Origin of the sequence: Paenibacillus sp. UNC496MF (genome assembly GCF_900113915.1) — a bacterium.
Lineage (GTDB): Bacteria > Bacillota > Bacilli > Paenibacillales > Paenibacillaceae > Paenibacillus_Z > Paenibacillus_Z artemisiicola.
The window spans coordinates 57,410-71,998 of record NZ_FORE01000020.1; the positions used below are offsets into that span (position 1 = coordinate 57,410).

A 14,589-nucleotide genomic window follows, 5' to 3' on the forward strand; every position below is an offset into this window, starting at 1 on the left:
TAATGTAGATTGTAACGTTACAAAACATCGGCGGACGGCCCGTCCCCTACGTTTCGATCGCCGCTCCCCTTGACAATCCCTCGCGAAACTGGGAACAATGAAGATGAAACGGTCCATTCCGCGCCTTCGGAAACGGACCGGCAACGGAGGTTATTCGATTGAGAACGAAAGTGACGATGCAGGACGTGGCCGACAAGCTTAATCTGTCCAAAAATTCCGTTTCCCAAGCATTGACCGGCAAATCCGGCGTCAGCGAGGATACGCGGCGCCTGATCGTGCGGACGGCGGCCGAAATGGGCTATACGTACGCCAAGCGGCAGGCGGCCGAAGACGCTCCTTCGCGGACGGGTTCCAAACGTACCGTTGCCCTCATCGCCTCGGATTATGCCTTTTCCATGAAAAGTTTTTTCGGCGACATTTATTTGAGCATCGATAAAGAATTGAACCGCAGGGGCTACGGTCTCGTCATCCAATCCATCAGCCCGGAGCAGGCGGCTTCGCTCGCGCTCCCTTCCTTCCTGCAGGATCGTTCCGTCGACGGCGTGCTGATCCTCTCGCACATTACGACGCCGTACATTCAGGCCGTCCTGAACACCGGCATTCCCGCGGTGCTGATCGACCATCACCATCCCGCGCTGCAGGCGGATAGCATCCTGACCAACAACCGCTTCAGCGGGTATGAAGCGATTCGCCATCTGGCCGAGCTCGGCCACCGCGATATCGGCTTCATGGGCAACATCCGGCTGTCGCCGAGCTATTACGAGCGGCTCGAGGGCATGCGGCTCGCGGCGTTCGAACTCGGGCTCGAGCTGCGGGAGCCGTGGCTGATCACGGACGCCGCCGAGGACAGCGAGAGCGTGCGCGACCGGATCAAGGCGCTGCCCGCGCTGCCGACGGCCTGGTTCTGCATCAACGACGGCTTCGGCTTCATGGTCACCTCGGCGCTGCAGCAGCTGGGCATTCGGGTGCCGGAGGACGTCTCCATCGTCAGCTTCGACAATGGTTACTTGTCCCGGCTGGCGACGCCGCCGACGACGACGATGGACGTCAATCTCCCGCTCTACGCGGAATGCGCCGTCGAACGGCTGTTCAGCCGGATGGACGACCCGGAGCAGCCGATGACGGAGACGCTGCTGCCGACGTCGCTGCTCGTGCGGGCTTCGACCGGGCCGGCTCCGGCGAGCCGCTGAGCGGCTGCCGCTGGCGGATGCGGGGGTTGCCGCGACGGATGCGAAGGCTGCCGCGACGGATGCGGCGGCGGCCGGTTCTATCGTGCATGCCGACGGAACCAATGCGCTTGGCACGACAAAAAGGAGCGGTCCGCGATCATCCGAAGATGACCGCGGACCGCTCCTTTGTTTGCGAGCCGCCGTTTATTTGAAATACGTCGCGAGATGCGCCGCCGCTTTCACGATGCCTTCGCGCTCCTTCTCGATCGAGCCCCAGAAGCGGTGGTCTTCCAGCTCGATGCTGACCGCGCCGGAGTAGCCGAGCCGGTCCAGACGAACGGCGACCTTGCGCCATTCGACGTCGCCATGGCCCGGAATCGTGTAGCGCCACGAGCCTTCGGAGAAGCCGTACTTCTCGCCGAACGTCGATTGCAGCACGCCGCACTCGTACAGCTCGTCATGCAGGATTTCCGTGTCCTTGCCATGCACGTGGTTGACGCGCTCGCCGAACTCCTGCAGCGCCCGGATGTAGTCGATGCCGAGGCGCACGAGGTGCGACGGGTCGTAGTTCAGGCCGAAATGCTTCGACGGAATCGCTTCGAACATCGCCCGCCACATCTCCGGCGTGCAGCCGAGCGTCGCGTAATGCGGCGCCGGTCCCGGCCAACCCTCGATGGCGATGTAGATGCCCTGCTGCTCCGCGTGGCGCACGATCTCGGGGAACGTCTCCTTCCAGATCGCGAAGCCTTCCTTGCGCGGCAGCGTATGGTCTTCCGGCACGAGGCACATGAACAGGACGCGTCCGCCCAGCGCGGCGATATCCGACATTTCCTTCTTCGCCGCTTCCACCGCGTCCGCGCGGGTCGCTTCGTTGCGGCTCAGCAGCTTGGCCGTATGCTTGGCGTCGACGGAGCCGATGCCGAGTCCGTTCGCTTCCAGCGCCGACTTCCACTCCGGCGTCAGCCGCGGGAGGTCCAGCACCTCCAACCCGGCGCCGGCCGCCCATTTCGCCGTATTTTCAATTCCTTCCGCGCCGATTTTCGGCGGAATTCGCATCCCAAGTTTGACATTCATGCCGTAACTTCCTCCTCGAAAATAATGAAGTGTCGTAGCGTGCGATTCGATGCGTGCTTGCATACCTTCGATGACACCTCGATTATAAAATATTTTCGGGTCGAAATTGGGCTTTGGCGGAATCTTGCAGGTTGCGAAAAAACGACAAAGTGCTTAGAAGCGCGATGCCGCCTGGGACGGGCTAGGCAAGCGCGTCCCACATCTTTTTGAAAGCGTTGTCGCCGATTTGGAAGAAAACCCGCGCATTGCCGTATTTGACATACCCGTCACGGAACAGGCGAAGGCGGACGACGGTATGGTCCTCCAGCGCGAGGAGCAGGAACCGCTGGTCCGGACTCTCGTAGATGCCCTGCTTATAGAGCTTGTCGTGGTCGACGGGCTTCGCTTCGTTCAAGGCTGCGACGAACGCGTCCAGCGGACCGTCGTCGTTCAGCGGCTGGAACTCGTCTTTTCCGTAGTCCCAGCTGTCGCGTCTCTCCCACCGGGCGGACGCCACGCTTCCCTCGAGCTTGAGCGAGCCGAACAGATCGCTGCCGCGCGTCACGGTAAACCCGTTCAGGCATTCGTACAGCTCCGCCCATACCTCCCCATCCCGCTCTTCGAAGGCCATCAGTCTGAAGCCGGGATCGTAACCGTGCACGGCATAAATATCCGCCGCCCCGATCGAGGACGCGAATTCCGCGGAAAATTCGTCCTGGCTGCTCCATTCGTCGATGGTGCCGATCGTCCTCCCGATCTTCTCGCCGAGCAGCGCCTTCGCGCTCTGCGGATCGATCGACGTATCCGTCTGCGTATAGATTCTGCCTTGGTACACGAACAGGCCGATCATGTCCGCCGCGGCGTTCGAGGATTCGGGCAGCTCGAGCTTCGGCAGAAGCACGCCGCCCTCGGCCGGCTGGCGGACGTTCCGGCCTTCCGGCCTCGCTGCGGTTGGCGCGCCCGCCGCGCCGGAGCTCGCCGGCGCGCCCGCCGCGCCGGAGCTCGCCGGCGCGCCCGCCTCAGGCTCTGTCCCGCAGCCGGCCGTCATTAGAATCGCCGACGCCAAAATCGCAACGGTCGCGAACCGCGCTTTCATCGTATCGCCCCCTTATCCGCTAGACGAGGTATACCAGCCGCAGAGTTGCACGCATTAAACCGATCTTGTCAATCACGGTGATGCGTTTCGCGCGGAAGGAGTCCCTGACGGCTGAGAGCGCCAGCGACTCGAACGCCGCGCGTCGATGCCGTACCGTCCGATCCGCAGCGGACCGTCGATGTTCGCGCTGGCGACGTTCCGCGCTTCTCCGTCCATCGTGACGCCTCGGAAGCCGGTGCGGTCGCGTTCGTCGCGGACTTCCTCGGTATAGAATCCGCCGCAACGCTTAGGCCCAAGACGCCGTGCGATCGCTTGGACCGCGGTGCTTTTGCCCGAGCGCGGCTTGCCCGTCGATAGGATCATCATCGGCTGTGCCGTCATGACGTGCCTCCTCTCGGATGATTGAGTCTCGCGGCGGCCGCGTCGTCTCCGCGTTGGGTCCGCGACCTTTTTGTCTCCTATCCAGCATGCCGCAATTTTATAACGGAAGACAGCACGAAAAAACAGCTCGGACCGTCAGGTCCCGGGCTGTTTGTCGCGGAAGCATCAATTCTTCTTGCGGGTCAGGTGGATGAACGTCACCGCGAGCGCCAGCACGAGCACCGCGCCTTTGATGATGTCGGTCGTGTAGTATTCCACGTTCAGCATCGTCATGCCGTTGACCAGCACGCCGATCAGGACCGCGCCGAAGAACGTGCCGATGATGTTCGGACGCCCCGCGCCGAAGACGGAGTAGCCGACGAACACCGCCGCGACGGCTTCCATGAGCATCGGCGAGCCGGCGTCGACCTGGCCGTTGCCGACGCGGGCCGCGAACAGGATGCCGCCGATGGCCGCGAGCACGCCGGACGCGACGTACGCGTACGTGCGGACGCGCTTCACCCGCAGGCCGGACAGGCGCGCCGCTTCTTCGTTGCCGCCCATCATGATCATTTGCCGGCCGAGCCGCGTGTATTTGAAGAACAGATGCGCCGCGACGACCGCGATGATCATCAGCACGACGGGGAATGGCACGCCGAGCAGCTTGCCTTGGCCGATCCACAGAAATTCCTTCGTCATGACGCCCGGCGCCTTCGTGCCGTCCTGCATCTGCATGTTGCTGTAGATGGAGTAGCCCTTGGTGTATGTCTTGTGCACGCCGCTGACGATGTACATGACGGCCAGCGTGGCGAGCAGGTCCGGGATCCGGATTTTGACGATCAGGAACGCGTTGATGAGGCCGACGATCGCGCCGAAGAGGAGCGGAATGACGATGACGAGCACCAGCGGCAGCTGGAACCAGACCATCAGCGTCGCCGACAGCACGGTCGCGAGCGAGACCGTCGAACCGACGGACAGGTCGAAGCCGTCGACCGTGAGCGAGATCGTCACGCCGATCGCGACGAACGTCACGATGGAGATGGAACGCAAAATATCCGCCAGGTTGTTGTACGTGAAGAAGTATTCATTATAAAGCGAAAAGAACAGCAGGACGACGCCGATGAAAATGATCGCCCCGTACTTGAACGAAAACTGCAGCAGCCGATTGTTCACGCCAAATCCTCCTTACCCGCACTCGCATAATAGAGCAAATCTTCCTGCGTCGCTTCGCCGCGCCCGAACTCGCGCACGATCTCGCCGTCGCACAGGACGAGAATCCGGTCCGCCAGCCCCAGCGCTTCGGCGAATTCGCAGGTCAAATACAAGATGCCTTTGCCTTGCTGCGCCAGCTCCCCGATGATCCGGAAAATGTCGCGCTTCGCGCCGACGTCGACGCCCTTGGTCGGTTCGTCGAACACGAACACGCTCGCGTCCGTGCTCGTCCACTTGCCGATCGCGACTTTCTGCTGGTTGCCGCCGCTCAGGAACGCCGTCGCGATGTCGGGGCTGGACGCCTTGATGCCGAGCCGCGCGATGGCGCCGTCGGCGTGGCGCTTCTCCTTCGCGCCGGAGATAAAGCCGAGCCGGCTGAGCGAGCGCAGGATCGGAAGGCTGAGGTTGTGCAGCACGGATTCCCGGACGAGAATGCCCTCCTTGCGCCGTTCCTCCGGCACGAGCACGATCCCCGCCGCCACGCCGTCCGCCGGCGAGCGGGGCGCGACGCGCTTGCCGCCGACCGCGATGGTGCCCTTCTCCGCGACGTCCGCGCCGAAGAGCAGGCGGGACAGCTCCGTCTTGCCGGCGCCGACGAGCCCGACGACGGCGACGATCTCGCCGCTGCGCACGGTCAGGTCGACGCCGCGCACGCGCCGGCCCGCCGCGAGCCCGCGGGTCTCGAGCAGCGGCGCGCCGATCGTCGCCTCGAGCTTCGGATACTCCTCCTCGAAGCTCTTGCCGAGCATCGCGCGGATGACGTAGCCGGCGTTCGTCGCGTCCGCGGACTCGTTCATGACGACGGCGCCGTCGCGCATGACCGTGATCCGGTCGCTGACCCGGAACACCTCCGGCAGCCGGTGGGAGATGAAGACGATGCCGATGCCCGCCGCCTTCAGCCCGTCCATGAGGCCGAACAGCCGCTCCGCCTCCTCCATGCTGAGCGGGGCCGTCGGCTCGTCGAGAATGACGAATTTGGCTTCCTGGGCGAACAGCCGCGCGATCAGCACGAGCTGCTTCTCGGCCAGCGTCAGCTCGGACACGCTGCGATGCACGTCGATCCGCAGGCCGAGCTTCGCGAGCACCTGCGCCGCCTCGTCGTTGAGCTTGCCCCACGAGATCCACTTGCTGCCCCCGGAGGCGGCCAACCGGTCAAGCATAATGTTCTCCGCGACGCTCAGATGCTGCACGAGCGACGTGTCGACCTCCTGGTAGACGCAGTGGATGCCGCTCTTCTTCGCGTCCGCCGGCGACCGCACGGCCAGCGTCTCGCCGTCGATTCCGATCGTGCCTTCGTCGCCCTCGTAGGCGCCGGATAAGATTTTCATCAGCGTGCTCTTGCCCGCGCCGTTCGCGCCGAGGAGCGCGTGCACCTCGCCGCCGCGCAGCTCGAAATCGACGTTCTTCAGCGCCGCCACGCCCGCGAACGATTTGCCGATCCCGCTCATTCGCAGCACCCGCGCCGTCCGTACTGGCTGTCCAGAAACCATCCTCATTCTCCTTTCGCGCTTCGCTGGAATCATAGCTTATGTGAAAGTCCGTCCCTGCGGTCGGCATGGGTCCAGGCGATTGGTTTGCGTTCACTGTCGGAGACAGGCATGCAGCATTCGCCGGCATCGGAAGCATAAGCTACGTTGCTGCGACTCCATGCCGGCCTCCGGTCACTCTTTCACTACATTAACTCATAACCCGCTAACGCTTTTAGACTCGTAAACGCAGGAAACGGCGCGGATTCCCCGCGCCGTGCCTGCTTGCAATTTCGTGCTTACTTGCCGACGGCTTGCTCCAGCTCTTTGAGGTAGTCCGTGTTGCCTTGGTCGCTTTTGCCCCAGCCTTGCACGTATTCGCCGAGATCGGCGGTCGTGACTTTCTTGTCCGTCGGCAGCGCGTCGCGGCTGACGAACACCGGCTCGATTTGAACCGTCGCGTCCGTTTTGTCGCCGTGCAGCTTCTGGTACAGGTAGCGCACTTGCACTTGGCCGATCGAGGACGGGTCGGCGCCGGCTGCCGCTACCCACGGGCTGGCCGGATCTTGGATCAGCGCCAAGTCTTCGTCGCTCATATCGATGCCGTATACTTTGATTTCCGTGCGGCCCGCTTGCTTGATCGCGTTCGTGACGCCTTTCGCGAATTCGTCCCAAGCCGCCCATACCGCCGTGATGCTGCCCTTTTCCGGGTACTGCTTCAGGATCGCTTCCATGCGCGTTTGCGCGTCGAGCTGCGGTTGGTTCGCGTCGCCGAATTGCGCGACTTCTTTAATGTCCGGGTACTTCTTCAGGAAGCTCGCGTACGTGATTTGACGGCTTTCCATCGGCGGGAAGCCCGCGACCCATACTTTGACGATGTTGCCCTTGCCGCCGGCGTCCTTCGCCAGCGCTTCGAGCGACTTGTCCGCGAGCATCTGGTCGTTTTGCGCCAGGCTCGTGACGCCGTCCACCGATAGGCCCGAGTCGAACGCGACGACCGGAATGCCGGCCGCGACCGCTTTGTTGACGCCGTTGGTCAGCGCGTCCGCGTTGCCGTGGTCGAGCAGGATGCCGTCGTACTTCTGGTTGATGGCCGTGTCGAGGTTCGATACCATTTTATTGAGGTCGTTGTCGGAAGCCAGTACCGTCACCTTGCCGCCGTACTTCTCGACCTGCTTCGTCACGCCGTCGACGTATTGCGCCGAGAACGTGCCTTGGTTGAATTGCATGATGAGTGCGATTTTCTTGCCTTTCAGCGAATCGGCGCCGGTGCCCCCGGATGCCGCGTTCCCCGAATTCGCCGGAGCGTTGCCGCCGGCGTTGGCCGCGTCGTTCGCGTTGTTCGACTTGCTGCCGCAAGCGGACAGCACGAGGACGAACGCGAGCAGAAGTGCGAGCGCGAGGCCCGCGCGTTTCTTGACGATCATGATAGAACTGCCTCCCTATTCTTCATCTCTCTAAAGCTATGAAACTTACTATAAACGGTAATATCCTAGCATGTCAATCGGAAATAAGAAAGACATATTTTGGTATTTCCAATGATGCCCGTTCCGCACGAAAACCGCCCCGTCACGGGCGGCTTCCTCCGATGTCCCCTTATGGTTTCGCATCGTCCGGCGGGTACTTGCCCCGCTTCAGTTCGTCGATCGAATAGCCGAAATCCATCTGCAAATGAGGGTAATCCTTGAAGCTCTCCCAGTCGCCGCCCCAGGCGAAGCCGAGCGACTTCGCGACGGCGACGACCTCCAGCCAGTCGGCCTTGCCGTTCTTGTTGCCGTCGTAGTCCATATCCCACACGACGTTCCCTTGCGGGGTGCGCAGCGCGAAATCGATCGCGAGGCCGTAATTATGGTAAGACGTGCCGCCCTTGGCGTTCGTGACGATCCGCCCCTTCGCGGTCCGCCCCTGCTCGTAAAGGACGTCCTGCTCCAGCTTGCTGCGGAAACCGTCGGTAATCAATATCGTGATGCCCGCCTGCGACGTCCGCTTGATCAGGTCCATCATCTTGGCGGCGACGACGGGATGCAGCGACGCGCCCGGCGGCAGCGGCTCGCCCGGCACGGCGTCCGTCCGCGGCAAAAGCCGGTCCTTGAGCGGGGAATTGAGAATGAACAAGCCCGCCAGCGAAACCAGCATGAGCGGCAACAGCCACGACCGTTTCTTCTCTCTCCTCAGCCCCGGCCTCGCCGGAACCGGGACGTTCCAACCCGGCATGCGAATGCTCACTTCCTTCGAAGCTTCCTGCGTGACTGTGCTAGATGGCTATTTTACTAGTCTACCCTATTCTATCGAAATTTTACGTGTCGAAAAAGAGAAAAAGCATCAAATTATGTCGTTTTTCCAACAATGTGCCGCGTTAAATTTTGCTAGGAACGCCCTGGCTCCCAAGGAGCGCCGCCTCGGCCGATCAACAGGTCGACGTCGACGGTGATCTCGGCCGCGTCCCTCGCCCCGAACGCCTCGGCCCGCCCCCGGTTCGCGGACCAGGCGAGCGGCGTCATCCGCGACAAGTCGCGGAGTTCCGCTTGCCGCAGGAGCATCGTGTGCCGGACGCGCACGACGTCAAGGAGCCGAACCCGCCGATCGAACCGCGCGATCGTCGCGTCGCTCGCGTACGGTTCCCGCTCCCGGCCGCCGAAGAGGGCTTCGCGGAGCTCCCGCAGATACCCGGCGCGGGGAACGGCTTTCAACAATAGCCCGCCGGGAGCCAGCAGCCTTCCGAACTCGCGGTAATTGGCCGGCGACAGGATGTTAAGGAGGACGCCGAACGTCCCGTCCCGAAACGGCAGGTTCGCCAAGTCGCCCACGAGCCAGATCGGTCCCTCGTACGCGGCGGCGGCCAGCTGGACCGCGTCCTTCGCGAGATCGACGCCGACCGCGGCGGCGGCCGCATCGCCGCGCCGCCGCAAGAGCATCGCGAGATGCGAGCCCTCCCCGCAGCCGATGTCCGCGATCGCCGCCGGACCGCCGGCGCCAGTCCCGTAGGCCGCGATGGCCTCCGCCAGCTGCTCGTGCAGGGGCGCATAAAGCCCGCTCTCCGTTATGATGCGGCGCCGCGCCTCGAACAGTTCCTTCGTATAGCCGCCCGCTTGGGCGTGCGGCGCGAGATTGAGGTACCCTTGTTTGGCGAAATCGAACGTATGCCGGTTCTCGCAAACCAGGCTGCTCGCGTCAAGCACCGCCATGCGCCCGCCGCACAGCGGGCACCGGAAATCCGCCTCGCGCGCTTGAACGCGGCGGACGCTTTGCATTTTTTTGGTCATCGTCACTCTTCCTTTCGCGAACGCAAAAAAAACCGCAGGCCATATGCCTGCGGTTCAGCGGAAAAGGGAAGCGGACTTCCCGTTGCTCGCGCAACGGAGAAGCCTTGGCCGACGCCCGATCAATCTCCTGGATTACCGGAAATGGGCAGACGGATCCCGTTACCTCCGTTCAGACAAACAGAGCCTTTGAATGGCTGGCATTACGCCTTCAAAGTCGGGATACGCAGTCTGACGTAGTGCTGCATCTCCGGCAATCCTCCTTCCTTGTGTCACGTATACGTTCGACTATACTTCCGATCGTCCGGCCTGTCAAAGCCAAGATAGGCCGGAACGGCCGGAGCCGTCCCTTCGGACCGCCGTCCGGCGGCGCGTCCTGCCCGCTTACGCCGGCTTCTTGACCGCCTCGCCGGCTTGGCCGCGCTGCGCGAACGGCGGGATGAAAGCGATCAAGCTCAAGATGAGGCCGAACAGGAACAGCCGGTGGATGCCGTCGTAGAACTGGTCCGTCTTCGTCACGAACGCCCCCATGACCGTCACGCCGACGGCCGTGCCGATGTTGCGCGCGAACATTTGGAGCGAGGTCGAGATGCCCTTCTGATGCGCCTCCACCAGCTGCTGCGAGCCGATGATGGAGACCGTGGACAGCAGGCCGTAGGCCAAGCCGTACACCGTCATGGCCAGGAAGACGTAGCCCAGCGTCGTGCCCGCCTTGAACGCGAGCAGCAGCAGCGCCGAGACGACGAGCAGCGCGTTGCCCGCGATCAGCAGCCGCTTGTAGCCGAAGCGCAGCACCCATTTGCCCGCCGGCACCGACACGGCCATCCAGCCGAACGCCACGAACAGCAGCGCGATGCCGCTGGTCAGCAGCGAATGGCCTTGGTTCTGCACGAACAGCGGCACGAAGCTCGAGGCGCCGAACAGCGCCATGTACGAGAGCAGCGAGCCTGCCAGCATCCACGACACGGGCTTGTTGCGCAGCAGCGACAACGGCACGATCGGCGACGCGTGCCGGCGCTCGTAGACGAAGAACGCCGCGAGCAGCACGGCGCCGCCGGCCGCGTACCACGCGAGGCCGCGCTCGACGATCGTCGTCGCGAGCAGCAGCGAGACGCCGCCCGAGAAGAGCAGCGCGCCCAGCACGTCGATCTGCGCCTTCTTCGGCACGTACACTTCCTTGTACGGCAGCAGGGTCAGGAACGATACGAGGCAGATCGGCAGGTTGACGTAGAAGATCCAGTGCCAGCTCAAATATTCCGTGAACACCGAACCGAGCAGCGGCGCGAGCACCGCCGACAGCCCCCACATCGCGGTGAAGAACGCCTGGATCTTGCCGCGCTGCTCGACCGGGAACAGATCCCCGGCGAGGATGGCCGGGAACGGCAGCATGAAGCCGGCGCCGATGCCCTGCACGGCGCGGAAGACGACGAGCTGGACCATCGTCTGCGAGAAGCCGCACAAGAGCGAGCCGCCGAGGAACAGCAGGATGCCCGCGGCGAAAATCCGTTTGCGCCCGTACAGGTCGGACAGCCGGCCCGCGAGCGGGGACAGCACGGTGGAGGCGATCATGTAGGCGGTGAATACCCACGCGTACAGCTTCGTCCCGCCCAAGTCCTTGACGATGACGGGAATGGTCGTATTGATGATCGTCGAATCCATGGATGCCACGAGCATGGCCAGGACGATGCTGACCATGACGACGATGCGGTTGTTCATAAGCGCGATTTCCTCCGATCCCTCTTGGCGTGCGTGAACAGCTATGTCTGTAATTGTATAGGAGTACGACTTGGTTGACCAGCGAAAGCGGCGCAGGACGGAAGGCTGTACGGGGGTAGAACATTAGCCGGGCTAGGTGCCGCCTACGAATCAAGCGCAGCAAAAAAGACGACCGGCGGATGCCGGCCGTCTCGTCAGGTTGCCGAAGGGGCTTCCGGAATTACGCCGGCCTGCTCCAAACTGCGAATGCCGAAGTACGGGGTTCCTTTGTACGTCATCATCATGATTCCCGTGCCGTTCTCCGGGCTCATCGCGAGAAGGAGGACTGGCTTCTCCAGCCTTCCGGAAACACCGCATGCAGCAGCATCCGGGAAGGGGCTGCATCCAGCATGAGGTAGTAATCGTTCGGCAGCGCGGGAACGCTGCCGTCCTTGCCGGCCACGAGCGATATGCCGTGAATCCGCTTCAGCAGGTCCTCCGACAGCCAGCCGTCGCTTAAGAGCGGCGGCGGCATTTCGCCTTGTTTTACGGCGTTAACGTAGCTCGGATCGTCCTCGTTCTTATAGCCTCTGTAGCTTTTGTCCGATCCCGCCGGAGGCGCAGCGTTCGGCTTGGTCTCGACCATGATTTGCGCGTACGCCGTCATTTCGGCCCCGGAAGGCGCGAGCTTCGAGCTCTCCACTTTAACCAGGTAAAATCCGGGGCCGCCCTCGAGCGGAATTTCGCTTTCGAACGCCCGGTCCCGAATCGCGATCTGCTTACCGGGCAAATAGCCGTAGGTCAAGGTCCCGGCCGCCCGGTCCACGTATTGAAAGAACCGGATGTCGATTCTAAGCCTATTCTCGGCATCATCCGCTGCAGTTCCCGCAATTCGTAGCTTCACGCCGTCGAGCGCGGTCAAATAGCCGTGCAGCGGCGCCTCGAGTTTCAAATACCGCTGCCCCGCTTCCGTCAGCGGAACCGGCGTCGTGCCGGAAGGCACGGTACGGATCGCCGCGAACTCGACCGTCTCCCCGGAAGCCGCGGACAATCGGACCCGGTTGAGCCCCGGGCTCAGCTTCACGGTAAACCCCACCCGATCGTATAGCTCGCCGGCCTGCGCGAACCCTAAAGGCATTACGGCCCCGGCCACGCTTGACCAACTGCCTTCGGCCGAAGCAATCTGCAGATTCGGCAATCCCATGTTCCGCCCATTGAGAATGCTCAGCGACACGTACTCCTGATCGGTCGCTTGACCAAGCGTCAGCAGTCGAATCGTATTCGCATTCCATTGCCAGGTCATCGTTCCTTTCCCCAGCACTGCCGAAATACCAAGCCACGCGAGCGGCTTAACCGGTATGTACGTTAAGCCGTCTTTGACGAACGGAGCCGGAATCTTTTCGGCCGAGAACGGCGTGCCATCAGCGGTGAATAGCTGCTCCTTCCCCGGACGAAAGACAAGCTCCTCGCGAACGGACGTGACCTGCGGCTTCATGACGATGTGCGCTTCCCGCTTCTCCGCATCCCACTTAATGGAAGAAGCGGTTCCGCTTGTTCCCAGCAGCCGCAGCGGAATGAAGACCCTGCCGTCCTTGACGACCGACTTGCTCGGCGCGACCGCTTGTCCATCCAACGTCGCCTTGGCCCCCTGCACGTCGAATACCATCTGGTGCCCGATCCGATGCGTCTGCGCGACATCCTGAAACGAAGTTACGTCTCCGGCGCCGGAGGCCGCAGCGCCGATTCCGGCAAACGCGCCAAGCCCGAGGCTTACTGCCGCAATCGCCGAAACGATCCTGCTTGCGATTCTTCTCACTGTTAATCTCCTTCCTTGCCCATGAGCGGTTGAATGCGAGACCTTCCACTTAGACGCTGGACAGGAAGAAAGGTTTCTTAATACATCCATTTTATCCAAATTTTATAGTTATTTTGAAAACGCCGAACCCGTCTTGCCCTGCGCCCCGCTCGCGCTCAGAACGTCCGGTAAAACCGCCTCGCGCTTTCCTTCTCGGCGAGCGGCAGGCGCAGCGCGACCGGCAGCATCTCCGGGAACGCCTTGTGCGGCTCGCGCTGGTACCAGTACGCGACGGACGAATAGTCGTTGGACTGGGCATTGCCGTGACCGTGCTCGATGCTGAAGCGAAGCGAGCTGCGGAAGATGATCGGATCGACGATATGGAAGCGGTACTGCGTCATTTTGCCGGAATATTCGAGGAACGGGATCGTGTTGCTTTCCCGCCAGGCGTCGCCGTTCTCGCGAATCGGCGCGTACAGCGACAGTCCATGGTAAGGCGCGTAGTACTGCCCCGACGGATACCCCCACGCCGCGCAAAAGTAATCCTCCGTCCCCGTGCCGTGCAGCCGCGGCGGCCACGGCTCCCCGTCGATGAAGAACATGTCGTCCCCTTCGCCGGGCCAACTGAATCCCGGCACGGGATTGATATGGTCGATGCTGAGGTTGCAGCCGACGTAATGGCCTTCGCCCTCGGCGTCCAGCAGCACGTAGTTGTCGTCGCCCGTCAGGTTCTTGATCTCGCACACCTTGACGTCGGCATACGTGGCCTGGTCCTGGGCGTCCTGCCCGGCTTTGAGCCGCTCGAGGTCCGACGTTCCCTTGGTGGGGTTCTCCCGCCGCCACGACGCATGGAAGTAGAAGCCGTCCTCCGGCACCGGCTGCTTCACGTAGTCCACGTAATAGTACAGCACGAGGTCGTGCTCGCATTCGTTCACCAGCTCGATCCGCGCGTTCCGGCGGAACGGCATCTCGAAGAAGCAGTTCATCGCGGCCTTGTTCTCCACGACGCCTTGGGTCGTGATCATGTTCAGCGGCATGGACACGTAATGGCTGGCCACGCCGTGCCCGACGCCGAAGAAATCGCCGACGGGCGCGTCCACGCTCGGCTCGCGTTCGTCGTCCCAATACATGCGCAGCAGCGCTTTGCGGAACGCGTACTTGTCCCGGGCTCCGATGGTCATCCAGATATGCTTGACGATGCCGGGGCCTTCAAGGTCCGCGATGACCGCCGCCGCGCCCGCCGTAATCTCAAGGCAATCCCGGTTGCCGCCGGTCCGGTCCCAGCTGGACGCGCGGTGGGAGGTGCCTTCTTTGCGCAGATAGAGTTGCTGCATATCGTCGATCGCTCCGTTTCGTCTCTAGCCTGTGATTCCCCCGAGGGTGTAGTTCCGACTTTCGCTTTCGACTTTCGCTTTCTCCTTTCGGTTTCTACTCCGACTTCCGACTTTCGCTTTCGACTACGGACTTCCAGCCTTCAGCTCGC

The 14,589-nt window shown here is 62.6% G+C and carries 12 protein-coding genes; 1 reads left to right on the forward strand and 11 read right to left on the reverse strand.

Going from position 1 to position 14,589, the window contains the following annotated elements:
• Positions 1–158: 158 nt before the first annotated feature.
• On the forward strand, positions 159–1,190 hold the full coding sequence (locus BMZ79_RS30085) for a LacI family DNA-binding transcriptional regulator (protein WP_090647972.1): 1,032 nt from the start codon (positions 159–161) through the stop codon (positions 1,188–1,190).
• 183 nt (positions 1,191–1,373) lie between these two features.
• Here the strand turns inward: BMZ79_RS30085 and BMZ79_RS30090 are convergent, their stop codons facing one another.
• From BMZ79_RS30090 to BMZ79_RS30140, 11 genes are all read right to left on the reverse strand, one after another.
• The gene (locus BMZ79_RS30090) at positions 1,374–2,243 is read right to left on the reverse strand and encodes a sugar phosphate isomerase/epimerase family protein (protein WP_090647975.1); all 870 of its coding nucleotides are present in this window, start codon (positions 2,241–2,243) and stop codon (positions 1,374–1,376) included.
• 181 nt (positions 2,244–2,424) lie between these two features.
• Complete coding sequence (locus BMZ79_RS30095; RefSeq protein WP_090647978.1) at positions 2,425–3,318, reverse strand: hypothetical protein; 894 nt, start codon at positions 3,316–3,318, stop codon at positions 2,425–2,427.
• A gap of 72 nt (positions 3,319–3,390) precedes the next feature.
• Positions 3,391–3,699 carry a nucleoside-triphosphatase gene (locus tag BMZ79_RS30100; RefSeq protein WP_090647980.1) on the reverse strand — a complete coding sequence of 103 codons (309 nt, stop codon included), beginning with the start codon at positions 3,697–3,699 and terminating at the stop codon, positions 3,391–3,393.
• Between the two features lie 165 nt (positions 3,700–3,864).
• Positions 3,865–4,851, reverse strand: coding sequence for an ABC transporter permease (locus BMZ79_RS30105; protein WP_090647983.1), 987 nt, complete (start codon positions 4,849–4,851; stop codon positions 3,865–3,867).
• Positions 4,848–6,380, reverse strand: a complete 1,533-nt coding sequence (locus BMZ79_RS30110) for a sugar ABC transporter ATP-binding protein (RefSeq protein ID WP_256253241.1) — start codon at positions 6,378–6,380, stop codon at positions 4,848–4,850. The genes BMZ79_RS30105 and BMZ79_RS30110 overlap by 4 nt, the downstream gene beginning before the upstream one ends.
• 275 nt (positions 6,381–6,655) lie before the next feature.
• Positions 6,656–7,783, reverse strand: coding sequence for a sugar ABC transporter substrate-binding protein (locus BMZ79_RS30115; protein WP_090647989.1), 1,128 nt, complete (start codon positions 7,781–7,783; stop codon positions 6,656–6,658).
• 169 nt (positions 7,784–7,952) lie between these two features.
• A complete protein-coding gene (locus BMZ79_RS30120) occupies positions 7,953–8,582 on the reverse strand; it encodes a M15 family metallopeptidase (protein ID WP_256253242.1) in 630 nt (209 codons plus the stop codon).
• A 140-nt stretch (positions 8,583–8,722) separates the two neighbouring features.
• A complete protein-coding gene (locus tag BMZ79_RS30125) occupies positions 8,723–9,619 on the reverse strand; it encodes a putative RNA methyltransferase (RefSeq protein WP_090647994.1) in 897 nt (298 codons plus the stop codon).
• Positions 9,620–10,000: 381 nt separating this feature from the next.
• Positions 10,001–11,332, reverse strand: a complete 1,332-nt coding sequence (locus BMZ79_RS30130; protein WP_090647996.1) for an MFS transporter — start codon at positions 11,330–11,332, stop codon at positions 10,001–10,003.
• 307 nt (positions 11,333–11,639) lie between these two features.
• Positions 11,640–13,127, reverse strand: coding sequence for a hypothetical protein (locus BMZ79_RS30135; protein ID WP_090647999.1), 1,488 nt, complete (start codon positions 13,125–13,127; stop codon positions 11,640–11,642).
• 155 nt (positions 13,128–13,282) lie between these two features.
• Positions 13,283–14,440 (reverse strand): glycoside hydrolase family 172 protein, encoded by a 1,158-nt coding sequence (locus BMZ79_RS30140; protein ID WP_090648001.1) that lies wholly within the window; start codon positions 14,438–14,440, stop codon positions 13,283–13,285.
• Between the last annotated feature and the right edge of the window lie 149 nt (positions 14,441–14,589).